The organism is Lysobacter antibioticus, assembly GCF_000731095.1.
In the GTDB taxonomy this organism is placed as follows: domain Bacteria; phylum Pseudomonadota; class Gammaproteobacteria; order Xanthomonadales; family Xanthomonadaceae; genus Lysobacter; species Lysobacter antibioticus_B.
Genome location: NZ_JMTZ01000032.1, coordinates 74,054 through 100,041, shown reverse-complemented (window position 1 = coordinate 100,041; position 25,988 = coordinate 74,054). Strand labels below are relative to the sequence as shown.

At 64.5% G+C, this 25,988-nt stretch carries 26 protein-coding genes; all 26 read right to left on the bottom strand.

Annotation, left to right across the window (positions count from 1 at the left end; translation table 11 throughout):
- Position 1: 1 nt before the first annotated feature.
- Positions 2-2,215, bottom strand: coding sequence for a phage tail protein (locus EX88_RS0111875; RefSeq protein ID WP_081930894.1), 2,214 nt, complete (start codon positions 2,213-2,215; stop codon positions 2-4).
- 794 nt (positions 2,216-3,009) lie between these two features.
- Positions 3,010-3,249: a hypothetical protein gene (locus EX88_RS0111860; RefSeq protein WP_031372204.1), complete on the bottom strand. Its 240-nt coding sequence runs from the start codon at positions 3,247-3,249 to the stop codon at positions 3,010-3,012.
- Positions 3,250-3,612: 363 nt separating this feature from the next.
- Entirely contained in the window at positions 3,613-4,428 is an 816-nt protein-coding gene (locus EX88_RS0111855; RefSeq protein WP_031372203.1) for a phage BR0599 family protein, read from the bottom strand.
- Positions 4,425-6,134: a hypothetical protein gene (locus EX88_RS0111850; protein WP_051885027.1), complete on the bottom strand. Its 1,710-nt coding sequence runs from the start codon at positions 6,132-6,134 to the stop codon at positions 4,425-4,427. Before EX88_RS0111850 ends, EX88_RS0111855 begins: the two co-directional genes overlap by 4 nt.
- Positions 6,135-6,140: 6 nt before the next feature.
- Positions 6,141-7,076, bottom strand: a complete 936-nt coding sequence (locus EX88_RS0111845; protein ID WP_031372201.1) for a hypothetical protein — start codon at positions 7,074-7,076, stop codon at positions 6,141-6,143.
- On the bottom strand, positions 7,076-8,662 hold the full coding sequence (locus EX88_RS0111840; protein ID WP_152566233.1) for a hypothetical protein: 1,587 nt from the start codon (positions 8,660-8,662) through the stop codon (positions 7,076-7,078). The genes EX88_RS0111845 and EX88_RS0111840 overlap by 1 nt, the downstream gene beginning before the upstream one ends.
- A 1,075-nt stretch (positions 8,663-9,737) precedes the next feature.
- Positions 9,738-13,007, bottom strand: coding sequence for a tape measure protein (locus EX88_RS0111835; RefSeq protein WP_031372199.1), 3,270 nt, complete (start codon positions 13,005-13,007; stop codon positions 9,738-9,740).
- A gap of 67 nt (positions 13,008-13,074) precedes the next feature.
- Entirely contained in the window at positions 13,075-13,464 is a 390-nt protein-coding gene (locus EX88_RS26530) for a hypothetical protein (RefSeq protein WP_051885026.1), read from the bottom strand.
- The gene (locus tag EX88_RS0111825) at positions 13,461-13,937 is read right to left on the bottom strand and encodes a glycoside hydrolase family 24 protein (protein ID WP_031372197.1); all 477 of its coding nucleotides are present in this window, start codon (positions 13,935-13,937) and stop codon (positions 13,461-13,463) included. Before EX88_RS0111825 ends, EX88_RS26530 begins: the two co-directional genes overlap by 4 nt.
- Entirely contained in the window at positions 13,918-14,139 is a 222-nt protein-coding gene (locus tag EX88_RS0111820; RefSeq protein WP_031372196.1) for a hypothetical protein, read from the bottom strand. The genes EX88_RS0111825 and EX88_RS0111820 overlap by 20 nt, the downstream gene beginning before the upstream one ends.
- A 181-nt stretch (positions 14,140-14,320) precedes the next feature.
- Entirely contained in the window at positions 14,321-14,755 is a 435-nt protein-coding gene (locus tag EX88_RS0111815) for a DUF6631 family protein (RefSeq protein ID WP_031372195.1), read from the bottom strand.
- Positions 14,755-15,513 carry a hypothetical protein gene (locus EX88_RS0111810; protein WP_031372194.1) on the bottom strand — a complete coding sequence of 253 codons (759 nt, stop codon included), beginning with the start codon at positions 15,511-15,513 and terminating at the stop codon, positions 14,755-14,757. Before EX88_RS0111810 ends, EX88_RS0111815 begins: the two co-directional genes overlap by 1 nt.
- Before the next feature lie 52 nt (positions 15,514-15,565).
- Complete coding sequence (locus EX88_RS0111805) at positions 15,566-16,114, bottom strand: hypothetical protein (RefSeq protein ID WP_031372193.1); 549 nt, start codon at positions 16,112-16,114, stop codon at positions 15,566-15,568.
- Positions 16,114-16,542, bottom strand: a complete 429-nt coding sequence (locus EX88_RS0111800) for a hypothetical protein (RefSeq protein WP_152566232.1) — start codon at positions 16,540-16,542, stop codon at positions 16,114-16,116. The genes EX88_RS0111805 and EX88_RS0111800 overlap by 1 nt, the downstream gene beginning before the upstream one ends.
- Positions 16,535-16,825: a hypothetical protein gene (locus tag EX88_RS0111795; RefSeq protein WP_031372191.1), complete on the bottom strand. Its 291-nt coding sequence runs from the start codon at positions 16,823-16,825 to the stop codon at positions 16,535-16,537. The genes EX88_RS0111800 and EX88_RS0111795 overlap by 8 nt, the downstream gene beginning before the upstream one ends.
- Before the next feature lie 4 nt (positions 16,826-16,829).
- Complete coding sequence (locus EX88_RS0111790) at positions 16,830-17,837, bottom strand: major capsid protein (protein ID WP_235186249.1); 1,008 nt, start codon at positions 17,835-17,837, stop codon at positions 16,830-16,832.
- Between the two features lie 3 nt (positions 17,838-17,840).
- The gene (locus EX88_RS0111785; protein ID WP_031372189.1) at positions 17,841-18,236 is read right to left on the bottom strand and encodes a head decoration protein; all 396 of its coding nucleotides are present in this window, start codon (positions 18,234-18,236) and stop codon (positions 17,841-17,843) included.
- Position 18,237: 1 nt separating this feature from the next.
- Positions 18,238-19,422, bottom strand: a complete 1,185-nt coding sequence (locus EX88_RS0111780; protein WP_031372188.1) for a S49 family peptidase — start codon at positions 19,420-19,422, stop codon at positions 18,238-18,240.
- Positions 19,419-20,864 (bottom strand): phage portal protein, encoded by a 1,446-nt coding sequence (locus EX88_RS0111775; protein ID WP_235186248.1) that lies wholly within the window; start codon positions 20,862-20,864, stop codon positions 19,419-19,421. Before EX88_RS0111775 ends, EX88_RS0111780 begins: the two co-directional genes overlap by 4 nt.
- A gap of 47 nt (positions 20,865-20,911) precedes the next feature.
- Positions 20,912-21,130, bottom strand: coding sequence for a phage head-tail joining protein (locus EX88_RS0111770; RefSeq protein WP_031372186.1), 219 nt, complete (start codon positions 21,128-21,130; stop codon positions 20,912-20,914).
- Positions 21,127-23,073: a phage terminase large subunit family protein gene (locus tag EX88_RS0111765; protein WP_031372185.1), complete on the bottom strand. Its 1,947-nt coding sequence runs from the start codon at positions 23,071-23,073 to the stop codon at positions 21,127-21,129. Before EX88_RS0111765 ends, EX88_RS0111770 begins: the two co-directional genes overlap by 4 nt.
- A 3-nt stretch (positions 23,074-23,076) precedes the next feature.
- Entirely contained in the window at positions 23,077-23,574 is a 498-nt protein-coding gene (locus EX88_RS25975) for an elements of external origin (RefSeq protein ID WP_235186247.1), read from the bottom strand.
- Positions 23,575-23,787: 213 nt separating this feature from the next.
- Positions 23,788-24,081 carry a hypothetical protein gene (locus EX88_RS0111755; RefSeq protein ID WP_031372183.1) on the bottom strand — a complete coding sequence of 98 codons (294 nt, stop codon included), beginning with the start codon at positions 24,079-24,081 and terminating at the stop codon, positions 23,788-23,790.
- Between the two features lie 52 nt (positions 24,082-24,133).
- Positions 24,134-24,670 (bottom strand): hypothetical protein, encoded by a 537-nt coding sequence (locus EX88_RS25970; protein ID WP_152566231.1) that lies wholly within the window; start codon positions 24,668-24,670, stop codon positions 24,134-24,136.
- 131 nt (positions 24,671-24,801) lie between these two features.
- On the bottom strand, positions 24,802-25,371 hold the full coding sequence (locus EX88_RS25965; protein ID WP_152566230.1) for a hypothetical protein: 570 nt from the start codon (positions 25,369-25,371) through the stop codon (positions 24,802-24,804).
- Between the two features lie 141 nt (positions 25,372-25,512).
- On the bottom strand, positions 25,513-25,767 hold the full coding sequence (locus EX88_RS0111745) for a hypothetical protein (RefSeq protein ID WP_031372181.1): 255 nt from the start codon (positions 25,765-25,767) through the stop codon (positions 25,513-25,515).
- Positions 25,768-25,988: the final 221 nt, after the last annotated feature.

The window sequence follows — 25,988 nt, the reverse complement described above, 5'->3', positions numbered from 1 at the left end:
TTTACTCGATGAGCAGGTAGTCGCCCGCTTCAGTGACCAGCTCATCGCCGGTCTCCGTGCGTAGCAGTCCGTTCTTGAAGTCGAAGGTGTGGCTCGCCTTTTGCCAGCTGGCTAGGCCATCCCGTGTCGCACCGATTTCTGCACGCACGCGATACACCCCACGCAATGGCGATGTATAGGTCGCGCCGTTCAGAGCGGCCGGGCTATCGAGGGCCTGACCCGATATCGCTTCTAGCAGCCGCAGGACATAGGCCGTTCCGGCCTCCGGGCCGATCGACCCTTGGCCGTGGTCGACCAGTTGATCCATCTGCAGACGCCGATCACGGTGCGCCCAAGACACGACCAGGTCGCCCTCGACCGACGCCGGGTATCGCTGGCCATTGAGCTTCAGATCCCCCGGCGGGTAAGGCCGGGCCTGCCGCTGGATCAGCTTGATGCCATCGATCGGCGCCAGTGCCGGATCGAGAACCGCGCTGGATGTCCGCGTCAGCAGTTTCGCCTGCACGGTCTCGCCGACGCTGTAGTCGGTCGGATCGCTGGCCGCATAGTCGTCGTAGAACCAGATGCGTGCGCCGGCCGCGTGCGGCACAGGCACTGTGTCGGCGCACCCCCGCGCCAACGTGGCGGACTGCGCCTGTGGATCGATGGCGACGACACGGACGACCTCATCCTCGATCAGCGCGGCGGTACCGGCTGTGACCTGATCCAAGCCGCGACCCGACGCCAGTTGCACCGTCGCGGTGGTCGCCAGCATCGGATCAGCCAGCACGGCGGTCGGACACCAATTCCCAACACCGGCCTCTTGGAACTCGCCGTTGCCCACACGGGTGGTCAATAGGTAGTTCAATGCCAAACCGCTCGCCTGTTCGGCGACGGCCAGGACCGCACCGGCGTCGACCGGTACCGCCGCGAGCGCCGAGCCATTGAGCGTGGTGGCCAAATCCCGATAGCTGGCCTCCATCAACCGACGGTTCGGCGACGGCTGCGGATTCCGATCCGGCGGCATCCAGACCGGCGGCTGCGGTTCCACGTAGGTCGTCGCAGGCAGTCCGAACACATCCTGCACTGCAGACACGGTGATCGCGCCTTCGGCGAGTTTGCCGTCATCGTAGGTGCCGGCGCGGAGGACCAGGTTGTCCAGGCCTCGGAACGGATCGCGGATGCGGAACACGCTACCGGGCGCCAGCACACCGCCGCGGCGGTCGAAGCGCAGCTTCAAACGCTTCAGCCCGGAACACGCCACCGTCAGGTCACGCATGCCGACCCGGGCCGCGAGATCGGCCGTCGGTAGCCCCTTGTAGTCCGTAGTGCTGGAGGCGACGCCGCCGGTCGCTTGGATGCCGGCCAGGTCCTGCACGCGGACTTGCCGCTCTTCGTCGGTGGTCGGGTCGTACCAGCCGATGATCAGCTGATTGATCGCGCCGTCCTGCGCTGATCCTTCGTCTTCTTCGATCGCCAACAGGCCGGACTCGTAGTCGAACACCGGCAGGTCGTCGACCCGATAGTCGTCCCGCAGCAACTTCAGCGTCGACCGCCCGGTCGAACGATCGGTGTATTGCGCCGCCCCGATGTGGTCGATGACGACCTGCATGAACTCGCTGATCGAGGACTGGCGGCTCCAACGCAGGCACAGCCCGAACCCCTCGGCATGCAGGGTGTCGGCCGCCTGGCGATAGCTGGCTTCGTCTAGCACGCCGCGATCCAGGCCCCGTCCCCAGTCGCGGTTGGTCAGGCATTCGACCAGGATGTGCGCCGGATTCATGGCCCGGATCGCGCCGTTGGCTAGCCAAATGACCGCCTTCTCTGGATACCACGGCGCCCCATCCCAGCCGGCCAGGGCGCGACGCGTGCGCATCTTCCACGGCTTCGGGTACGGGTTGTTGGCCGTGATCTGGCCGTCGAAGTATTGGGTGGTGACGTTGCGGAACGCAGGTGTGGGAACGCCGTGCAACGCGCCCAGCGCCGGCAGCACCGCCTGGGCGGCCTCGCCCATCAGCACATCGAGCCAGCCCTTGATGCCGCCTTCGCCCTTGTCGCCACCGAACAGGTCGGGCTTGTTGATGAAGATCCGGCCGCTCTTAGTGATCGAGCCTTTCCAGGCCTCGCGGTCGCCGACCCGGATCTCCACCAACTCGTCCAGCGGTCCGCGGGACAACCCCATGTGCAGGCCGAACAGGTAGCGATGACCAACGGTCTGCTTCTTACTGCTGCCCATGCTCAGCCTCCGAGCGCGCGAATGCGACCAGGTTCAAGCCCAGCGCGTCGCCAGTGGCTTCGATAACTTCGGCCTCAATGCCATCGCGTACAAACGCGCTCCAGTCCAAACAGTAGCAGGCGAACCACTCGCGTGCGCCTTGTGCGCAAAAGCCCGGCCGGGCTCCGAAGGCAGGAACGCGGCGTAGATGATCCAGAGTGACTCTCATGGTGCCCCCACCTTGCGGAACACGCGTGGAGGAAGCTCGTTGCGGATCGAGGTTCGCCGGTAGAGAGTGGCATAGGGGATTTGCAACTCTCTTGCCCAATCAGCGATGGTCTGGGTTCGTCCTTCGTAAGTGATGGTCACGTTACGACGCTGGTTATTGCACTGTTGCTGTTGATTCGCCCACCGACAATTGCGCGGCTCATAGCCATGTTCGTTGTCAATTCGGTCCAGCGAATAGCCGAAGGGACAAGCCCCCATGTCACTCAAGAAGGCCTGGAAGCTCGACGCCCATCGATTGCATACCACAATTCCCCGGCCACCCCATAGGTGATATCCAGCAGTTTTTGTATTCGTACACCGCTCTTTCATCTTGCACCAGGCCCGAAATTCGCGCGTGTTCGTAGCGCCATGCTGTATGCGGCGTGCGCTCAACTGTTCGGCACGTAGACACCCGCAGGAGCGACTGCGCCCGCTCTTTAGATGGCCCGCCTGCACGTCCTTGATCGCTCCGCATTGACATTGCGCACGCACATAGTTGCCCGAGCGTTCGCGGACAATCAGCCAGCGCCCGTACCGATCACCCGGAGTCATTTGCCCTTGCCGCCCTTTTGCTTGATCGCCTGGGTGCGGTACTGGCCGACACCGAGCACCATCCAGTCGCTCGTCCAGATGTCACCGAAGACCACCGCCTGCGGCGTGCCCTCAATGCTTTGCGGGAACTGGAAGTCGCCGAATGCGGCCGGCTTGGGCTGCGGCGGTTTCGGCCGTGCGGCCGCCGAAACGAAATAGCTCACGACCCAGATCGCGAGTTGCACCCAGATGTTCATGCGTGAATCCGAAGTTCAGAAAAGAAGCGTGCCGTCGAGTCGCGATTTCCCAGGCAGACCGGTGGACCACCGGAACTCGAGGTATTGATGAATTTGTTGCGGCAGATCGCCATGGCTCGGCCGCGGGGTGGCAACTCCGTATCGGTTGTGGATTACTGACCATCTCGCATCCTGCTGCTCTTATGCTTGATCGCTTTCGTGCGGTACTGACCGTGCCCAAGCGCCATCCTGTCGCTAATTCACACATCACCGACAGTCATTCCCAGAGGCGCCTTCCATGCCTTGCGGGAACGAGAATGGCAGAACCCCGCCGGATTGACCTGCGGGGTTTCGGCCATGCCGCCGCCCACGTGGATTCGAAGATCAGAAGATTGGCGTGCCGTCGAACGGCGACTTGCCGGGCAATCCGGGCGCGCCGCCGTAGTTCGGGGCGTTGTTGAACTTGGTGTCGCAAATCGCGATCGACCGGCCGCAGCCGGGATAGGCCCAAACCGCCTGGCCGCTGCGTAGACCGTCACCGGCCCCGAGCAAGGTCAGTCGCTCGCCTTGCTGCGATCGGATACCGCGCCGCTCCAGACCCGCCTCGCCGAGGTCCCAAGCCAGGAAGCCGCCCGCGAACCAGCCGTCCGGGTATTGGCCAAACTCACCGGCGGTGACCAAGTTGCCGGCGACGCTGGTCAACACGGCAGCGACCCGATGCATCTCTGGATTCACGCGACAATTGCGGTCATACAGCGTGTACGGGCAGCCGCGTGTCCAAGCCAGGCGTAACCCCGGCTGCCCGAGCGCGGCATCGAGCGATTGGCACCGGACTTCGGTGCTTTCCAGCGAAGGGCGATTGATACCCGCCACCCGGCCCATCCAGACGACGCGTGCATCGCTGTCGCCTTCGTGGACGTCCCGGACGATGACGGCGACTTCGGTTGACGGCGGCAAACCGCGGTACAGGCGGGCCACCTCGAAATCGCCGGGTGCCGTGATCGTGAGCACGTCGCTGGCGGTGTGCCCGGATTGGCGGATGCCGTCGTCGCGAACGGCCACCGCCCGGTAGCTCTGGCTATCGAGCAGGAAGTCGCGGTCGCCACCGGTGTAGCGCCAGCGCCGGGCTCCACGCACGAACTCGTACAGCCGCCGCGGGTTGCCCGCGGCAGTCGACCGTTCCAATTGCTCAAAGGTCATGCCGGTGCGGAGCCGCTGTCGTCGCTATCGGGGTCGCGCACAGCGCGAAGAAAAAGAGAAGCGTCGGCGGCGCCGTCGCTGTCGGTGTGGTGCTCGATTTCGGCGTCGTCGCTGTCGCCGCGGGAGAGGACCAGAAAGCTGATGCGGCGAACGCCGTGCGGACGAACGTCCATCCCGAGCGCCTCGTCGATCGTCAACCGCTCGATGTCGTCGTCGAGCGCCGACGCGGCCGTGATCCGGCGATGGAAGGCTTGGCCGCCTTTCAGTTCGATCCGCAGATCGCGACGCCCCGGACGCAGCCCGGCGAACCGGCTCAGCCCGACGTTGGCGACGTCGAGCGCCGTGGCGGTGCCGGCGACGTTTGCAACGAGGGTCAGGTCGTCGGCGTGTGTCGGCCGCCAGACCGCGTGTTGGCGGCCACGCAAGGTGTAGAGCCAGGATCGGACGTGGGTGCGCTCGGCCCGGCCGTGCATGCGCCAGCGATGGCTCTGCACGACCGCGGCCCAGTCCGCTGGGTCCAGGGCGAAGGGGCGCCCGAACTCGTTGTCCAGGGTCAGCAAGACGCGTTGCCATCCCGCCGATAGCGTTTCGGACTCGTCCGGCCGGTCGACCAGGACCGGATGGCCGCGGTAGGTCGGCTCATCCTTGATGGCCGGCCACTCGCATGCTTCGACGATGTCGAAGCGGGCGCTGACCGACGCGGTCTGATCGCTGAGGCGGGTCACCTTCGGCGGCTCGGCCAGTCGGGCCGTACGCACCGGATAGAGCCGAGTGCCGCGCGGCCAGGCCCGGGTCGTCGGATGACGCAGCGTGATCGACGCGGGGTCAATGCTCTCGACCTCGGCGACTTCAACCTCGAAGGCGGTTCGTCCCCGCAACTGCACCAGACCGCCGACGAGAAAATCCCGATGACTCGGCTCGCACTCGATTACCCGGGCGCCAAGCGCGTGGTCGCCCGACAACCACTGGACATCGGGCCAGATCGGCAGGGCCCAGGTCCGGCCGCCCCAGCCGAACACAGCCAAGTCCAGCAGGACCCGCTCGCGGCCGTCCACGATCATCGTGGCCTCGAACGAGCGCCGCGGCGTGGAGCGCAGCCCCCGGCGCTGCTCGACCTGCGTCGGGCTGGTCAGGATGTCGGTCTTCCACGCCAGACGTTCCAGCACGCCGCGCGACCAGTCCGGGGTGAATGCCCAGGGCACGATGCGTTGGCCGGTGATGACCACCGGTATCCGCTCGAAGCCAGCGAACTGGAACGCCAAGGTGGCCGCGATGACCGGCGGGCCGTCGGTGCCGACCGCGACCTGCCACACCAGTTCCGACAGCGGCGCAAACGACAGCGGCGTTGCGCCGGGCGCCGTCAGCACAATGTCCTCGCCGCCGGTCAGCGACGCGTCGACCAGCATCAAGGCGCGGGCGCGGAACGCATTCCAGACCCGAATGGCTCGTTGCTGGACGCTGCTGACGTTGCCCAGGTTGAGCGTTTGCGGAACAACGTGGATACGGTCGTAGAAGTCATCGCCAAACATCGGCTGCCATCCGCCGGCTCGCCGATCAGCGACGGCGGGCGGCACGCCGTAGTCGACACCACCGACATCCGCCATGGTGGCGAGCGCCATCGACGGGGACCCGTCCCAGACCTTCGGCTGTTCGGCATAGTCCGGCCGGCCACTGAATGTCAGGGGCCACAGGCCGTGCCAAAGCATGAGGGGTTACTCGTTGATGCGGTAGGCGTAGCCGTAGATGCCACTGGTGGGGGTCCCGACGGGTCCGTTCTTGCGGTGCACTGGAAATACCTTCCAGCGGTCGGTGCCCAGCGATACCTCCTCACCAGACGCGTAGCTGTCGAGGCGGATGAAGCGCAGATCCGGCGGATGACCGATACCGGAGAACAGGCCGGCGCCTCTCGGGACCGCGCACCAAAGCGGGTAGCCCGGCGCGCGCCCGGTCAGCATGCTGTGCCCGGTCCGCTGCGGCAGCCCCAGAGGGGAGGTTGCAGATCGCCACCCGCACACTAGGCGCCGCGAGTCGTTGTTGTCGGTCGGAACCGCATGCCAGCGTGGGGCGATGCCGTCGTAATCGGCTCGGACCCGGGTGCTCGGCGAAACGTAGTTGGCGAAGGTGTCGTCGAAGGCGACGCTGTGCTGGCCGGCGTTGGGGCTGTCGATATACGCGTTGTGGTAGTACCACTGGCTGCCGTAGACATACTGGCCGGTGTTCACGATGCCCTGCGTGACCAGACGTCCGGTGCCGAAATGCTTAAAGGTGCCGGCCTGCGTTTCCACGGCCACATGCAGATAGGGCGAGGTGCCATTGCCGCCGAAAAAGTACACCGCGCTGTAGGGGCCCTGCACGAAGTTGGTCCAGACCGGCAGGCTGGCGTCGTTCTGAACATCCGGACTGGCGTTGACGACGTAGCCGGAATGCCCAAAGCCGAGGAAGAACGGCGACGGATTGTTGCTATCGCCACCGATGGTTTGCGACATAAACGTCGCATGCAAGCTGCCGGCGTGCAGGCTCAGGGCCTTGCCGGAGGCGGCCGTGCGATCCCGAAATCCGTCGACCGCCCAGCCTGCCGTCGGAGCGAATAACCGCAGCTTGTCGAGCAACTCGTTCGGATCGTTCGCGGAGCTGGTGAGGTAAGCCATCAGTCCATCCGCACGGCGAAGTAATTGTCGGGAGAAGTCCGAAAGGTGTTCTGGAGCACCATCCATTTCGCGCGGTCGCGATCGATCAAGGACTCCGAAGGTGTGTTGAACCCGGTGGTCCAGGCACAGCCATCGAACTCGCCCCAGTGGTGACGAACGTTGAGGTGTTGCAGGATCAGAGGCAGCAGTGGCGCGGACCCATCGAGGTTCTCCCGCAGCCAGGCCCGAGCGCCGTCTGCCGACATCGCGCTGGGATAGACCTTCCCCTGCGTTTCGTTATCGCCGTTGTCGTTGCTGACCTGGTGTCGATTGGCGTGGGCCCGCCAGACGTTGTCGGGGTAGTACGCCATCAGGCCGTACCGGCCCGGGTCGAAGAAGACACGGAAGTTCGCGTCGGTGGCGTCCGGCGTCCCGGCTTCGTTGCTGCCGCAGGCGCCCACCAACATCGGGAACTCGTGCACGGATGGCGGCTCGTACGGCAGTCCGAATCCGAGGTAGGCGGACATATAGACCGTACCGATCTTGGCCACGATGACCACCCGCTGACCGTTGATCGCCAGCCAATAGCCGAACGGGCCGTTGCGCAGCGGCAGGTTGCGCAGTCCGCTGTTGTTGACCTGCGAGCGCACCCCCAGCAGCGGATTGTGGAAGCGGAAGCCGTACCAGTTGAGGTTGTAGGCGGCACGCGCAGGGTCTTCGTAGAGTTCGGCGCCGATGAAGATTGCCTTGCGGCCGTCCAGACCGGGAGCGCGGACGATCCACTGCGCGCGATCCTCGAGCTCGAAGTCGGCATTGAGATCGGCCTGGAACGACAGTTCGCTGCAATCCAGGACCGTGCCGCCATTCGCGGCAGTGAACAGGACGCGCCAATGCCGGGCCGCGGTCGAATTGCCCGTCACCACGAAGGTCTGGCGCGCCCGGTTCGAGACCCAGCGCACGCTGGTCCAACCCTGCACTTTCGTCCAGGTCGCACCGTCGACCGAGCTTTGCAGCTCGAACGTCGAGACACCGCGATTGACCGCGTCGGCGACACCCACGGTGATCGCCCGTACGCTCGCTGGGCCGATCATTTCGATACCGGCGGTTGCCGGAAGATTGGCGACCGGGCACGAGCCGAAGGTGTCGACCGTACCGTCGAAGAGGTTGCCCAGGTTGCTGAAGCTGCCGGTGCGGAAGGCGGGATTGCGCACGCCGATGCGGCGCAGCAGCGTCCAGGGCTGTGACGTGTTCAAGGTGAAGCGGTCACCTGCAACGAACGCGATGGAGCCTGCGTTGATCCGGAACCGAAGGCGTTCGTTCTCGAACGATTGACCTACCGTTGCGATCCCAGAATCGCCCGCTACCGATCCGGTCACCTGAAACCGATCTGCATCGAGCGCAGTCATCGTGAAGGCTTCCGCGATCGCCGCAATCCCGCCACGGTAGCCACCGCTCGAACCATCCGCTCCCGTCAGAACGCCATTACCCGCACCAGCGTAGAGAAGACCCCATGCATGACCTTCACCGCATAAAGCCGATTCGAGCTGGTTGAGGAAGTCGAAGTAATCGGTCGCGATTCCGGTTCGAAGTGTCATCTGCTCACGCAAAGAAAAATGCGACCGGCCAGAGAGCCGATCGCATCAGGAAAGTTGGCTGCACGCCGAGAGCGCGCTGTAAGCCGCGCAAAAAAGAAGCCGCGATCTAGCGCGGCGACAAGGCTATACACGGCTCCGAGGTAATGGGCAGGTGGGCTTGCCAAGGGTGGGCTAGCCACCCGCAGACGGACACGCCGAGGGCCTCTGGCGAGAGTGTCCGTCTTCGCGATCAGTTTTATCGTTGCGACCAATGTGCTTTCAAGTCGGCGCAACAGCGCTTGCTGAATGTATTCAACGAAGCGAAGCGCACAAATAAAAACGCGGCCGGCGTACGCTCCAGTCGCGTGGGGGTGACCTCTTGGGAGCCTCACGCCATGCCCTCAAAGCTAACAGTGGCGTGAGAAGATGAAAATACGTGTCGCATGACACAGAGTGGCCAGCTAAAAACCGAACAAACCCACCGGCCGTGACGGCATTAAAGAAAATGCGACCGGAAACGTACACCGGCCGCATTAGGAAGAAAACGAGAGTGGCCGCCAGACCACAGCCACTCCCGCTGGACGGGCCTCGCCAAAGCAAGAACGGAGACCACTTGCTTTGTCCGCCCGACCTTATATTGCACCTTATGAGCTAGAAATCCAGATGCTCCCTGCCTAAAGGCATCTTTACTTACGATCAGCGGTGCTATTTAAGAATCGCCAACTACAGTGTCTGGTCGGTGAGATTCAGTGAGCAATCAAAAAAAACGCGACCGTCGGGGGCGGTCGCGCCAACACCGCGTCATAGGGGAATGAATGACGATGTGCTGATCCTATCGTAGGAAGAAGTGCGCCTCGGAACTGAGGTGCACGGCTCGATGAGAGGATTCTGCATGACGTTATAAGTTCACACCCCTCAAATGTGAAAAGGAGAGGTAAGTTCCCGTGATGAATTCGTATCTTTCCGCGCGTCCCAAGAAATAGAATGCGGAATTGGTGCGAAGTGCGCACGAACCAATCTCTATTAATTTATGGAGATACGGGGAACGCCTCGACGTCAGGCGTTGGCTCTTCGTCATCCTGAAAAGGAAAGGAGCCCTGCGGCAGGGTCAAACACTCAAATCCTGGCGAACAGTCGGGGCATTGGCGCGAATGGTGGACAGGATCACCTGGCGACCTGCTTGTGTGCTCATAACGTTCACGATCTCACGCGGATCGAGGTAGAGCACGTTGGTGATCTGCGCCCCCCTGCGTTCGCTGTCCGTCGAGCGCCCAGGTCGTTCAGTCATTGGACCCCGTGCTGCTGCCGGCGCACCGGGCGCGGGACTGACAAACCCGCCGGTGGCGTTCCCGCGTAACCCGTCGAGCGCGGTCATGCCCAGTCGGTTGAATCGTTCCAAGAAAGAGCGCGCACCGGGCTGGCGAACCACTTCGCGGCGATGAACGAACTCGCCGCGATGGACGACACCGGCCGGTGCGTATTTCGGCCCGATGCCGGTGAAGCCGCCGCTTGAAAATCCCGCTACCGATTTGGTCGCTTTGGCCGCCAGCATCGTGGTCGCGGCGGTCTGCATCGCGACTGCAGCTTTCATCACCACGGCGCCCGCGGCGCCGAGAGCCACTGACGCGCCGGTGATCGGCACGGCATAGGCCGCGCCCGCTGCAGCGGCCTGCACCGGATCGGGCTGCACCAGATCGGGAGCGCCCTTGCCGCCCGCCAGCTTCCCGACGACCGACATCAGCTTCGCAGTCGCGAACGCCGCTAGCTGCTGCGCCGCCAACTGCGCCAACGACCTCGCCATGTCTTGCACTAGGCCGGTCAGGGCCTGGCGCAGCGTTATCGCACCGGTCGCCAAGCCTTCGAGCGCGGTGCTGAGGCCCGACTCGAAGCCATTGGTCAGGGTGACGACCAGTTCGTTCGATTGGACTTTGAGCGCAGCGACCTGCGTGGTCAGGTCCTTGACTCGTTCAATCGATTCTGGTGCCCCCGCCTTGGCCGCCAACTGATCCATCTTCGGGAGGAGCTGTTCCACCTCGGCCGCGGTTCGGGCATGCAGGTCGATCAACTCCCGACGCGCGCCGATCTCGGTCAGAAGGCCGGCTTGCTGACGGGCCTGGATGGACTGCTCCTGCCGGGATTGCTCCCCGAATACACGATCCACCTGACCTTGAAGTTCGTCGAGTTCGGCCTTGGCGATGTCGGTGTCGATGCGCAACTGGACCTTGAGCGCATCGGCGGTGCGGCTCTTCGCCTGAAGATCAGCGAGGGCTTGCTTGTACTCCAGATCCAGCTCTTTCCTGCGCGCCGCCACGCCGTCACCGCGGTCGCGCATCAGCGCGATGTCCACCTCTTGGACCGTGCGATCCAGAGCATCATCGTCCTTCTTCTCGGTCGCGTCGGCCCGATCCTGTTTCTTCTTGTCAGCGGCCAGCTTGCGCTCGTCCGCCTTGCGCTGTCGCTCTACCTCACGCGCCGCCTTCGTCTGCGCACGGCCGGCATCGGTCGCAGCCTTGGCCGCATCGCGCTCGTGTACCTGAAGGTCGATCGCCTTACGCATCGCCTCCGTCAGCTGCGTCGTGTCCTTGACACCGGTGGCTTTGACCGCTTGATACTCCAACGCGGCGCGCAGCCCCTTCTCGCGCTCGATCCGCTCGACCTTCAGCCTCTCGTTCTGGTCGTTTAGAGCTTTCGTGAAGTCCGTCGCGTCCTTGGTGACCTGGACCCGGGTTCGCCCGCCGGTCGCCTGCGCCTTGCGCAGATCAGCCAGCGAGCCTTTAACTTGACCGAGCGCTTTGTCGGTGGTGGCGAGCTGCGTCTGGACCCGCTTGATCTCGGCGTCGACGTCACCGCCCCACAGCCACTGCATGCCGCTTTGACCCGGGCTGTCGTGGATACCACCATAGAACGGGCCGACAGGTTGTTTTAGTACTTGGAGGCTTTCTAGTTCCTTCTGCAATTGCTGCCGCTGATCGATCAGGCGCTTGCCCAGGTCCACCCCGGTGTCGAGGTCTTGCTGATCGCGAAAGCGCTGCGCAGCCTTGATCGTGCTTTCGAACTCAACCTTGGCCGCGCTGGCGTTCGCACTGGCGGTGGCAAAGGCACTCGCGAGCAGAGTGGCGCCGGTGATTGCCAAGCCGAGCGGGCCGCCCATCAAGGTCAGCGCCGAAGTCAGACCGCGAATTGCTAATGCTTTGGCGCCTACGGCCGCCGTCGCCGCCTGCGTCGCCGCTGCCGTCCGGGTTTGGGTGGCGGCCAAACCGGCTTCAGCACTGGCCACACGCGTTGCACCCGCGCCGGCTTGGCTCAGCGCGCGGGCGCGCGCCAGCTCGGCTTGTGCTGCCGCTTCTGCCGCCCTCGCCTGCGCCAGTTCTTCCTGCGCCAGTTGCTGCGTCTTGCGCAGGGCAGCGACTTTCGCTGCGCCGGCCGTAGCCAGCGTCGCGATCAGCCGGCCCAAGCCGGCCACGACCACCACGCCGACCACGGCCGCCAGCGTGTCGAAGTTTTGCGACAAGCCTTGGAGCGATCCAGCTAGCGCGACCGAGACACCGCCGGCCCGGTCCTGTTGGCCAATGAAGCGGGTGAAGGCGTTGTCGAGCTGGACCAAACTGCGCTCGATCGTCATCGGCAGTTGCGAGAACTCGGCGGCGATCTTCTTCGCCTGTTCGCCGGAGAATGCCAGCCGAAGCTGCTGACTGGTGAGCTTGCCGGCTTCGGCCAGCGCTTTCAGTTCGCCGACCGTCACGCCCATGCTGTCCGCCAGCGCCTTCATCAGGCGCGGGCCAGCATCGTTGATCGAGTTGAATTCGTCGCCACTGAGCCGGCCGGCGGCGAAGGCCTGGCTCAGCTGGACGATGACCGACGAAGTTTCGGCCGCAGTGGCGCCCGAGACGGCCAGTGCTTTGTTGATTGTCTCGGTCAGCCCGAGGACTTCACGCTGCGAGCCACCTTGGTCCTTCAGCGAACTGCTGAGCCGACCGAACAGCGTGGCGGTGGAGTCCAGCGCGGTCGAGGTGCGCTGGGAGATCGCGAAGACCGCGTCTTCGGCCAGATTGAACGCGGCCTGCGAGGTCGTCGCGAGCTTGATCTTGGCCGAGAGATTGGCGTATCCATCGGCCGCGCGGACCAAGCCGCCGATAGCGTCTCCCGCGCTCTGCAGACCGACAAACGCCAGAAGCTGCGTTCTGGCTTGATCGAGCTGGCGACCGATGGCCGCTAGGTTGTGACGGGTTTGGTCGAAGCTCTTACCCGCGCGCCGCCCCGTGTTCTCGGCGTCGTTGCCAAATGAGCGGGCGCGCACGCCCGCTTGCTCCAGTGCCTGTTCGAGTTGTGCGGCGTTGGCCTTGATCAGCAGCGTGATCGTGGTGTCGCGATTCGCCATGAATCAGTGCGGTGCATCGGCCGTCGCTGGGTTTGAACCCCAACCGCACAGCCTCCGGCCCGTCTCGTTATGGGACAAGATCTGGCGTGCGGTCAGATCCGTCAGCTGATCCTGTCGGGACACCCGAATCGGACGCGTCCAAGCGCAGCCCGTCGTCGCTTCCGTCACGGGACCATTCGTCGTACAAGCGGTCAGCAGCGGAATCAGGCACAGCGTCCGCCACCGGCGCCAAAACGCCGGTCGGAAGTTGCAGGACATCGGTGTCTACCTCAGTGCGGGTTTCGTAGTCGGTACGCTCGCGTTCAGCAATGCGTACCCGTCGTTCGCTGTCGGCAATGCGCTCGCTGGCGGTTACGCTCGCACGCTGCGCGCCCTTCCAACGCCCCAAGCCGAACGCCGCTAGTACTGCGGCGATTGCGGTCAGCAGGGTGGTTGCCCAAACTTTCAGTGCGATCATGCGATCTGGCCTCCCGCCTTTTGGTACACGGCGAGCAAACTCTCCAGCGGCACCTCACGCTGCCCATAGCCTGCCTCGGGCAACGAGGCCCAGATCTTGCGCGACTTGCGCACCGCCGAGCTGATCCAGCCCTTCTTGATGTCGGCGAGCGCACCGGTCTCGCGCAGCAGTTCGATCGCCGCTCGATCCTGCGATGAAGGGCCAAAGTCGGGAAGCTTTAAGCTGTTTTGCAGGTTGTTCCAGGTCCGCCACAGAAACTGGTAGCGGCCGGCAGCGGTCGAATGGATGCGGTACTTCGGCAGCCACACCAGCTTGCGCGGATGCTTGGCGTAGCTGGTGAAGCGGCCGCCGCCGACCACCACGTCATAGCCTCCATGCTCGCTGAAGCGCTCGACGCCTTCGGCGTGGGCGATCATGTCGAGGAACGCGACGACATTGATGCCGCCGGCCGCTTCAACCGAGAGGTGCGCCATCGGGACCTCGTTGCTGGAACAGGCGACCGATCAGGCCGGTGATGAGAAGGAAGGCGGTCACGCTGGCCGTCACCCACAGCGGCACATGTGCACGCAGGTCATCGGGCAACGAAAGCCAGGTCGCCTGGACGGCCAACGCCAGCGACATCGCCTGCACGCTCAGGAAGCGCCAGGCGCAGCGCCAGTTATCGATTAGTTTCATGGGGTCTCTCGAAGGTGTTTCAGAAAGCGGGCCACATCGCGCCCGCCGTTAAAGCCGGCATTGGTGTCTTCGATGCGGTCGGCACGCGCGCTTCGCTCCCGCTCGGTGGCGGCGCGATAGAACAGGGACAGCTGTCTCGCAGTGGCGCGCTCGATCCACGGCCAGTCATGGCCGTGATCGATCAGGGTGGCGAGGACGCTGGGCCAGTCGCTTCCGGCGCCGCGCGTCGCAGTTCCAGCGCCGCGATCACGCGCTGCAGAAAAAAATCGGCGTTGACCGCCCAGAACGTCAACAGTAGCAAGTCGCCTTGCGCGGCGTTGAGCGAATGCACGAACTCGACGGGTTGATCACTGATCTGTGCCAGCAACGCGATGGTGGCGTCCGGATGCTGGGCGCAGACCCGATGCAGACAACCCAGATCGATGTTGCCGTCGTCGGTTTGCTCGACCAGGTCGGCAACGAGCGCGGCAATCTCGCTATGCAGCCGCAGGCTCTCGTAGAACCCCAGCTCGCGAACAGTCACGGTGCGCTCGCCGAGCGGCAGCATCCGGTTGGGCTGGAGCACGGTCAAGTCGTCGGCCGGCGGCATTTCGGGACGTTTGATCTTGCACGCCATTACGCCCGCACCATTTCGATCCGACCGAACCCGCCCAGTACCGGGTCGAGCGCGCGGGTCTCATCGAACAGGGCTGCGCCCGACAATTGCAGGCTGCCCCACTCCTCGGAGATCAAGTCGAGCTGCTCGATGGGATTGAATGCGACGCGGTAGAGAGTCACCTTCGCCCGGCGGCCATTGACCGTGTTGATGCCATCCAGGAACAGCATCCGCTCCGGCGGCGGGGTGTTGAACAGGGCGATATTGACCGTCTCGCCGTGATGATAGGTCGCCTTGAACGGCTGCGTGTGGCCCTCGACCTTACGCAGGCCGATCAGCCCTGAAGACGCCGACTCGGTCCACCAGTTCGCCGGTGGAACCGTGACCGGGGGCGTGGCGCTGTCGGTCAACGACAGCTCGCTGATCCAGCCGCGGTCGAGCGCGATCACGTCGTTGGCCTTCAGGCCGGGGGGCAGTAGCTCGTTGCTAATCGCGCCCGCCGGCAAGGTCGCAGGAATGGAGTACAGGCCCTCGGCAAGGTTTTCCGGGGTGGCCTCGTCCAGGGTCAGGTTGACGTTGGCGGTCTTGCTTTGGACGAGGCGGCCGTACAGCATTCGGTTGCCGCTGAAGGACTCGGTCTTGTCCGAGTTCTGGACCTCCAGCGCGAGCTGCAACTGGGGGGCGTTGCCGACCCACCGCAGCGGGCCGGGCTTGCCGTTGGTGTGGCGTTGGGCAAGGTAGACCTTGCCCTGAAAGGAAAACAGGTCCTGCGCGGCCATCGGTCGCGTTGCTCCTATATAGGGGTGTCGGGGCGGCCGGACGGCCGCCGGTTCAGCGCCGCAGCGAGCGCAGCAGCAGCCGGTCGATCTCGGCGGTGATCACGTCCAAGCCGGCTTGGCCCGTGCGCTCGGGCCGGTCGCCTTTGCGCAGCATCTGGGCCAGCGACGGCCCGTACAGGCGACGGATCGGAGTGCGCGGCACGCGCTTCGGGCCCAAGATCGGGGTGCGTTCGAAGGCGATCTCGGCGCCGCCGTGGCGGCGATGGAAGCCAGAACGCTTGAAGCTGCGCCGGCCGCGGACCGCGGTGTAGTCCAGACCGCGGTCATCGGCGCTGCGTTTGGAGGCGAAGTTCCGCAGGCCGACGCCGCGGGCAACGCCGACCAGCTCAATGCCTGCGGCAGTCGTCCTTACGCTGAGACCGGCCCGGATGCGCTGGGCCGATAGGGCGTACTCGATCTGGATATCGCGACGGGCGATCACCGGCCAACGACGGCGCAGCGTGCCGAAGGCACGCCGTTGGGCCAGGGTGACCTTGGCCGGGATGCCGCTGATCCGCTTGGCGGCGTCGAGCACACCGTCCGCATCGATCGATAGGTCCATCAGCGGCGGTAGCGAATCGTCAGAGCGACCTGGACGGCGACCACCGGCAGCCCTTCCGGCCGATCGAGGAACACGATGTCCTCGACCTGCACCGGCAGGGCGTTCGGCAGCGGAATCCAATCCTCCAAGGCGTCTTCAATGTCCGCCGCGATCGCATGACATTGGGCGTGTGCATCGATCAGCGAAGCTGGGATCGAGGCCTCGGCGAGGGCTTGCAGGAGGCGGTGACGACCGTGCGGCTTGTTGCTATCCCGCTGGATGCCCAGCGACGCCAGGGTCAGCCCCGCCACCGATTCGTCCGCATGTTGGGCTGGCTCCAGCGCGACCGCCGAGCCGATGTTGGTTCGGTAGTCGCGGTCGGTTCGGATTTCGGTCAACCGGTCGGCAACACGTTGCAGCAATGCCCAACTGGGGCCGGGACTAGCCATGCAAGACGGCCTCGTTCACCAGGCCGTCGTCCTTCACCAGCGCCTCGACGGGCTGGGTTCGCCCGTCGAGGGTGACCTCGTCGCCGCGTCGGAACGTCCACTCGCGATTGCGGGCGATGACGTGACGGGCGCGGCCGACCACCTGCTGGAACTCGCCCAAACGCTCGACGCCGTCGCGCACGACAAGGAGGGTTCGTTCCGAGGGGTTAGGACGGCGCTGAACCTGCGCGACGACGGCGAGCGTGTCGAAGACTACGTCGTCCATCGTGGAGAACGCGTTCACGGGCTTACGCCTTCAGCTTGGGAAGCAGCGCCGGGCGATGGCACATCGGCAGCGGATTGGACTGGGTATGCAGGTCCGTGCCGCGGTCGAACTTTCGTGGGGCCTGCTTACTGTAAAGAAGCTGGCCGAGCGTATTGACGCTCTCGTTGAAATCTGCGGGCGAAACGTAGGTTGCAAATGTGTCTAAAGTACCCAAAGGGAACGCATGGCCCTCGCCCTCGGAGATAAATCGCCGCGAATTCCCTTCCGCATCGCTGGCTTCACCGGTGTACTCTTCGAATCGAACTCCGGCAAAACGGAAATCCGACCTCATATCATCACGAAGAGCCGCGCCTTCTTGCCACAAATGATAGGCCTCCTTGACCTTATCGTGCCCCGATAGCGCATCGAAGAATTCTGGTGAGACTAGAACATGAATGCCGCTCATGCGCTCGCCCTTGAGCGCTTTACTCATATAGCGCTTGAGATCAATGCACTTCTGACGTACGTCGGTATCTTTGTTAGACAACTGGAAATCAAAGATCTTGGGCGCAATGCCGAAGATACTGAATAGATTCGCCAGTTCGCTGCCATCGGCGTCAAGAATCACGCCTTTAAGGGCGCCCATGCGTAAATGTTCCAACGTAATGGCATGTTTGTTACGCATGGCCTGCAGATGATCAGCCATGACGCCAGCGACCGTTTCCAGCTCGGACTCAGTGCTGAAGGACCGCACACCGACCACTTCCTCTGGCAGAACGACGTCATCATGTGGGATATGGGGCACATTAAATGCACGGAGCGAGCGCTTTCCACGTTTACCCACCGTACCCGGCGATCCGATCGGCTGCGTGGGCAGCAGCGACAGCACACCATTGCGCTCCTCGACCGTGACCTGCCGTGTACGCACCGGCTTGATCGGGAACAGGTTCAGTTCGTCCAAACGGCCGTATTGATTGGGCAGGATGTTGATTGCGGTGGTCAGCGCGCTCATCGAGAAGGCGGGGTTGTGGAACGGGTTGTTCATCGACATGGATCAGACTCCGCGGCGCACGAGGACGCCGATGGCGCGCAGCTGCGCAGTGGCGGCGGCGCGTTGTTCAGGGGTGGTTCGGATCGGCCAGACCAGGGCGTGATCGGCGACCGTCGCGTGCCGGGCAACGATCAAGCCATCCGGACTCGGGTCGGTGGTGGTGGTGGTGATCGGCACGATGGCGACACCGGCGGCGATCTCTCGCCCGTCCGTTGCCGTCGGATCGAGCGCGGCAATCTCGCCGGTCGCGGTCAGGCGCCCGACGACGTGACCGAGCTTCAGCACTTGATCGGCGGCGACGGTGACTTGGTCGCGCGAGTACAGGTTGTCGGCCTCGAACTTGAGCAGATCGCCCAAGTTCTGACCCTCGTGGACCGGCGGGTAGGTGGTCAGTCGCATCTCAGCGCTCCTTCCGCGCGAGCGCAGCGCGCGCCTTGACGGCTTGGATCAGCGGGTTGTCGTCGAGCGACGCAGCGGTGGTCGACGTCGGCGCGTTCGGCGACAGGCGGCTGGTGATTTCAGCGGAGTCGGCCTTGGCAGCGAGCAAACGCTGACGGGCGACAGCAGGCGTCACGCCTTCGGCCAGCAGCGCCGCGGTCATCTGCGGCTGGCCCGCCAGTTCGCACAGCTCGGCAATCGCCAGGGCATCGTTGCGGGCTTGCACGCGCGCAGCGTCAAGATCAACGACGGCCGGCGCCGTCGTTTCGGGGGTGGACATCGTGGGGGTCTCCAAGGGGAAGGGACGCGTTGTGGCGTCGAGTTCGGTGTGCATCTGCTGCACGGCATCGCTCAGCGTGCCGAGGCGATCGGCCAGGCCGACGTTGATGGCGTCCCGGCCGAAGTACAGCGCGGCCTCGGTCTTGCGTACGGCCTCCGCGCTGAGACCGCGTTGGTCGGCGACGGTCAGGACGAACAGTTCGTGGAGGCGGTTGACCTCGGTCTGGATCGAATTGCGGGCTTCATCGGTCAGCGGGCCATGCGGCGTTCCGTCGTTCTTGCGCGCACCCGCGTGGATGGGAGTGAACTTCAATCCCGCGTTCGTATCCGATTGCGACTGATCAACGTGCAAGGCGATCACGCCGATCGAACCGACACCGGCGGTACGCGTCAGGAACACGCGATCGGCCGCACTCGCGATCGCGTAGGCGGCCGAGAACGCAGCATCGTTGGCCACCGCCCAGATCGGCTTTCGCGTTCGTGCTGCGTGGATCTGGTCGGCAAGGTCGAAGACGCCCGCGGCTTCGCCGCCCGGGCTGTCGATGTCGAGGACGATGCCGCGCACCGAGTCGTCGGACAGCGCCGCATCGAGACGGCGGCCAATCGACTGATAGCTGGTCAGCCCGGACAGCGCGTCCAAGCCAGCAGTTCGCTGCACCAGCGTGCCGTGGACCGGCAAGACGAAGATGCCGTTCTGGGTCGGCAAGGAAGGTGGGGACGCCGGACCGGGCGGCGCCATCTGCGGCGGCGGCAGCGTTTGCAGCTCGAACTTGGGCGCCAGCACGCCCAGGATGACCTCCAATTTGGCGCGTTGAATGAGCAGCGGCGTGTTGAACACGCGCGCCGCCAGGTGGGGCAGTCCAGTCATGGCGTTGGTTTCGATTCGGCCGGCGTGTCGGCCGGCGGTGGGGCGTGCCTGACGCCGTTGCGGGCGACGACACGGGGATCGGTGTCGAAGACCAGGCCGAGCGCGTCGGCCCGTTCGGCGTCGGCGGCGATCTCGCGGTCGATGGCCTCGGCGTCGTAACCGGAGCTGGCAATCGCCTCGGAGCGCGACAGCAGTCCGGCGCGGATCGCCAGGATCATCGCGTTGAACTCCTTCTCCGGATCGACCCAGCTCCAGCCCTGCGGCACCCATTTGCAGGCTCGGTACTGGCGCTTGCGGCGGCGGTAGCCAGGCAGTTCGATCGCCCCAGACAACACCGCCGCATCGACGAACGCGTTCCAGACAGGCCGGCACAGCTGATAGACCAGCACCGCGTGCTGGACCATCTCGCAACGGCGCCGAAATTCGAGTAGGCCGGCCCGGATCGACGAGTAGTTCACTCCCGACAGGTCGCCGGTGAGTTGCTCGTAAGTAATGCCGATCGCGGCGGCGACGGCGCGGAACTGGGCGCGTAGGAAGGGGTCGTAGCTCGACCCCACATCCGCCGGCTGCGAAAAGGTGACGTTCTCCCCTGCCTCCAGAATCTGCAACGTGCCCGGTTCCAGGCCAAGGGGCGCATTGCCCGATTCGTCTGGCGGCCCGTCGCCGGGCAAGGGGTCTTCCGGACCGTCGCGGGTGATGAAGCCGGCGAACATCGCCGCGGTCTTCTTACGAACCAGCTCGGCGTCGTCGTACTGGTCCAGCTCATTGAGCTTGACCAGCGCGCGTGCCAACCAGGGCTCGCCGCGGATCTGGCCCGGCCGCAGCGGCCGGAAGATATGCAGGATCTCCGACGCCGGCACCCGGAACGTTTCCATCCCGCCGTGCCGCGACATCGGCGCCATCGCCCCGTCCCGCGGGTGCGACAAATACAGGTGGTACGCCACTCGTCGACCGAGCCGGTCGAACTCGATGCCGGCGCGGATCAGGTTGCCGTTCGGTTCCTCCCGGTTGAGCGACATCGGCAGGTGCTCAGGTTCGAGCAACTGCAACTGCAAGGGCACCGACAGGCCGTCCTCAGGGCGGCGCGGGCGCAGCCGGACCAGGCACTCGCCGCCCTCCAGCAGCGCGCGGCAGGCCAGGGCCTGCAAACCGTACAGATCCGTCAAGCCGGCGGCATCGGCCTCGTCGCACCAATCCCGCCACAGGGCTTGCAACGCTTCGCGCTGGGTCTGATCAGCCAGGAGGGACTGCGGCTTGATCCCGGTGCCGACCGCGTTCGCGACGAACGCCTCGATCGCGGCATTGGCCCAGGCGTTGCGGCGGACCAGGTCGCGCGACCGAACGCGCAAGGCGTCGCCGGTCGCCAGCAACGCGGCGACGGCACCTGGGTTACCGGGTTGCCATGCGGTCGAGCGGCGGCCGTAGCCCGATGCTTCGTGCACGGGCGAGCCTCCGAACATCGTCGTTCGGAGACGGGACCACCAACTCATCAGAATCCTTTGTTCGTGGTCACCCGCAAACGACGCACGCGACGTGGCTGCCCTTCGGTGCCGGCGAGCGCGGCTTCGATCTCGCGGATCGCGGCCAGCAGTTCATCGACGCTGCGGTACTCGACCAGGCGGTCACCGAAGCTGACGCGGCGTTCGCCGCGCGCGAGCGCGGACCGCAACGCCTGCAACTGTTCGTGGGTGTAGGGAAGATCGCTCATTGCATGAAACGGCTCGAAATCACCCGCCGCTCTCTGCGCGCGGGTGCGGAAGCAGAAAGGCCACCCGGTGGGGCGGCCTGTGTGGAATGGGGCAACGACGGAGACAGCGTTGGCGGCGGTCCGTTGGGTCTGATGTCCAAAGTCCGTTCCAACTCGCGCCAGTGACGTTCCTCGAAGCGATCGACGCCGGCCTGCATCGCCGCGGCACGTGCCATGACGTAGCAGTCCAAAGCCTCGTTTCGATCCCGTCGCTTCTCCCAAGTCCGAACGGGATAGCCGTGGCGGTCCCGACGGCTGATTAGGTGCTCCGCGGTGAGCTGCTGGAGGAACTCCCCGTCGATCTTCGGCAAGTGGACGTAGCCGGCGGGAAACGCCGGTTGTCCGTCCGGACCGATCTCGATCGACAGGCGCAGGGCGTTGTAAAACTCCAGTTTGGCGATGCCGCCCGCGACGGCGAACAGCTTCAAACCCCGGCGCAACCGCTTGCCGGGCACGCTGACGTCGACGGCAGTGGGCGTGCCGATCAACGCCGCGCCGCTGCTAACGCCCTTCATCGGCAACAGCCTTGGATCGCCGACACCACGCGCGAAGGCGTAGGCCTCCTGCGTCGCGAAGCCGGTGTCCAGGCCCAACCGGGTCAACGGCAGCTGCACACCGCTGGCGTGGGTCCAGTGCTCCGACAAAATTCCGGCCAGCTCATTCCAGACCGCGGCGCGGGCGGTATCGCCCATCAGCACCCGGTGCTCGATCAGCCAAGTCTCGCGCCCCCGGCCAAAAGCCCAGACGGACACCTCGATCCGGTCTTTCTGGATGTCGGCGCCGCCGGTCAGGAGTAAGCCACCGGCCGGCACGCTGCCGATCCGGTAGTCCTCCCGGCGCTCCAGTAGGCGCTCCCAATCGGGCGCCTCGCCTTCCTCTTCCCAGGTCTCGCCCAGTTCGGTGTTCTTGAACGCCTTCAGCGCGGTCGCCGATCCCTGCGCCGACTCCCACGCCGCGGCGATATCGGCCCAGCTGCGCCAGCCCACCGGCGAATACAGCGACGACAGGTGGTAACCCGCCGTCTTGCCTTTGTTCTTCGGCGCCGTCGCGATCCAGCGGCCGGCCGCCAGCATCGCAGTCTTGTGATGCTCCCCGATCGGCTGCTCGCAGGACTCGCAGATGTAGCGTACCGAACGCGGGTCGCCCCAGGTCCAGCGCAGTTGCTCGAACCGCAGCCATTGCTCATGGGCGCAGTGCGGGCACGGAACGAAGTACCGCCGCTGGTCGGAGGCCAGGTACTCGCGTTCGATGGTGCTGGCGCCGGCAATCGTCGGCGTCGAGACCAACAGGATCTTGCGGCGGGTGAAGGTGCGGGTGCGGGCCTCGGCCAGAGCCACCGCATCGCCTTCACCCTCCACGTCGCGCGGATAGCCGTCCACTTCATCCAGAAACAGGTAGCGCACCGGCATGGAGCGCAGGCCGACCGCGCTGTTCGCGCCGGTCAGGACCAGGACCCCGCCGCGGAACTCCTTGGCAAGGATCGTATTGCCGGCGTCCCGCGCGCGCGAGGGCGCAATGCGTTCGCGCAGCGACGGCGACTCCTCGATCAACGGGTCGATGCGCTGTTTCGAGTTGCGCTTGGCCATCTCGACCGTGGGCGCCACGGCCATCATCGGCCCTGGTGCGCAGGCGATGACGTAACCGATCCAGTTGTTGCCGCACTCGGTGCCGCCGACCTGCGCGCCCTTCATCAAGACGACGCGTTCCGTCGCCGAGGCCGGCGACAGGTCGTTCATGATGTCGCGCAGATACGGCGTACGCGCGGTGCGCCAGCGGCCCGGTTCTGACGATGAGGTGCTCGACAGCACCCGGTCCCGGTCAGCCCAATCGGAGACGTCGAGGAACGGATCGGGTGTCAGGCCATCGCGCCACGCCTTCTCAACGTGGTCGAAGCCGTCGTACAAGGATCAATCCAGTCGAGCGTTGAAATCCGCGAGTTCGGTCAGGTGCTGCCGCACCTCGCGCTCCAGCGCGACGTGCATCGTGTGCGGGTCAACGCCCAGTTCGGCCGCGAGCATCGAGCTGATTCGCGCCGGCCAGTTCAGCCAAGCGTCGCGCTCGGCCCGTGCCAAGGCGAACACCTGCGCCATTGCCTGCGACCGGTCGATCAACTCGCCCTTGAGCTGGGCGATGCGCAGCTTGTGGTGCTGGGCCTTGAGCACCTCGTTGGCGGTGCGGGCCTGTGCGTAGGTATTGCCGCCGCCCTTGGCCGTGACCGGCGCTACGCCGGCCAAATCGTCTACGTCGACGCCGGAGGCCGCGCGCGCCCGCGCCGGTCTCGCTGGCGCTGCCAGGGGCGGGTCCGGCGCGCGGGTGCTGGCGGCCCACTCGGCGTCGGCGCGCACGGGATTGATGGTGCCATCCACCTCGGCGGTGATCCGGCCGGCGGCAATGGCCTTGCGCACGGCGGTATCCGACACGCCCCGATAGCGGCCGTAGGCGCGAATGGAAATTCCCACGATAGAAGCAGTCGATTCCGGTCATCGCCAGCCCCGGCGCGGAAGTTAGTGGAGACGAAGCGCGCAAACCCCAGCGCCCGAGGGGCGCTGGGGTTTGCAGTGGAGACGAAGCGCGCAAACCCCAGCGCCCGAGGGGCGCTGGGGTTTGCGCGCTCCGCGTTAGGGGACCACCGCCGCCGTGTTGACCTCGTCCAAAATTGCGAACCAATCGGGCTCGCTCGGCAATTCGATACGCGCTTGCTCGCACAGCATCCTCACGACCGCCCAGCAGCTGGACGCGATTGTTCGCGCCGCCAATTGGTCGTCCAGCTCCAGTTGCAGGGTGTCGTCCCAGCGCAGCAGCTCATGCAGGAAGACCTCGAATCGCTCCAACTGCTTTGCCGTACTGCGAAAGTCCCGGTGCTCGCTCATCGTCGCATTCCTTATCGCGCCGCGTTGTTGCGGCGACGACATGAACGCTTCATTCCGAGTAGAAGACAAGCGAATTCCGGTGATTCTGGCAAGATCAGTTTCGCGGGGCACAGACCGCGCCCGAGATCGCACTTTCCAAGTGACGCAGGGCCAGCCTCAACTTTGGCTGGTAATCATCATGGATGACATCCCAGACCTGCATCAATCGGACCTCGCGCACTACCCGATTGAGTTGATGCGCGGGCAGCGCCGAGAACTCCGGCTCCAAGCCGTCGAAGTACCGAACTATGCCGTTGAGCAACCAGCGTAGCGTCATTTCGTACTCGTTGATCTCGCTGGGCACCAAGCGCTTCCCGGACCAACCCTTCGCTTGATCTATCCGGCACTCCAGCGGAGCCAGCTCATCCCGACAGTAGTCCACCCATTGCACCATCTCTGCCGGGTCGAGTCGTTCAGTCCGAAGGAAGGTAGTCCGTTTGGCGAGGTCCTCGGCAAGCGCGTTGCACTTGGTGAGGGGAAAGCGATCGTCGTTGCCCTCATCGTCGGGTAACGGAGTACCCGAAAGCAGTATCCGTTCGAGGCAGTCACCAAGACTACGAAGCTGCGCATGTGCAATCCAGATCTTGTCCACCTATTCATCCTCGTTGGCCGCGTCGGTGCGGTGTCGTGATGAACGCTTCCTTCTCCGCAGAAGCCAATAGCATTAAGGCGAATTTGTACCTGCAGATAGGCCACGGACAGCTTCGTATTCGCCGTCGGCGACTATTCCGGAAACTGGTCTAGTGCTTGCTCCAAACCGCTAAGCGCAAGGCTGATTCCGTGTTGATAGTCGGAATCTCCGGGCCGCCATACGTCCAATCGGCCAACCATCGTGAGCGCCTGTTCAACCCACTGGCGTGGCGTCAGCGCCGGCCGGCACTGTAGGTAATCATCGATCTGGCGAGCCACGTTCGAGAGCGCGCTGGCGATGACCTCGTTGCGTCGCTTGGGTCGACGTTTGATTGGATTGAACCCGCTTCTTACCCGCCGCTCCCAGTCCCGAAGTTCATTGTCGGCAGCGGCCACGCGCGAGCCAAACTCGACGCGTTCGATGCGTCGCGCACGGCCGAGGCGCGTACAGGGTTTAAGAAAGTGTGCCAGTGCAGTGCATGCCTCAACCCCGCAACCACCATACGGCCACACCGGCTCCAGGTCCGTCGGCGCTTGTTCTACCAACCATCGAATGCGACCGGGCAGCGAATCCAGTGTAAAGAACACTCGCTCTACGTCTTCCATTCCCTTGCCCTTGCGTTCACCGCCAAGCGCGGCAACGGCATGAACGCTTCCTTTCAAGGAGAAGCAAAGCGCTCTCCGTCCCAGTTCGCGTGTCGGCCACGCACGAACAAAATGACTCGTCCGTTTCGGTTTCGTATCGCCAGAAGAGGGTACACCCCAGCGCCCGGCGGGCGCTGGGGTCTGCACTCTCGCAGGACGCTAGTCCGCGCAATCGTTAATCGACTGGATCATATCGTCGAGATTGGCGCGAAGGCCAAAGTGGATGCCTTGCCCCTCGAAGATCATCGCCAGCACTTTCAAAGTCGTATTGGCGAAAGCCTTGGCCGCTGCCAGCTCGTCCTCGTCCAGCGACGGCCCGGTACCGAAGACCATCGCCCCGATCTTTTCCAGGCAGGCCTCCTGAAGCTGCTGCGTGGTCCGGAATAGATGCGAGTGCGGCAGTTGAATGTTCATTTCGTTCCTTCGTTGCGCCGCTCCGTTGCGGCGACGACATGAACGCTTCCTTCCGCACCGAAGCCAAGCACTGACCGCGAGAAGAACGAGCGTTCTCTAGTCCTATTTAAGTATCGGACAGCGTTCGACCGGAAGCTGTACGAGAAGGTGTCTGACAGCTGTACGCGTTGAAGAACGCTTGTTCTTAGTTGCGCTATTCGCTTGGCTTCGGTGCGGAAGGA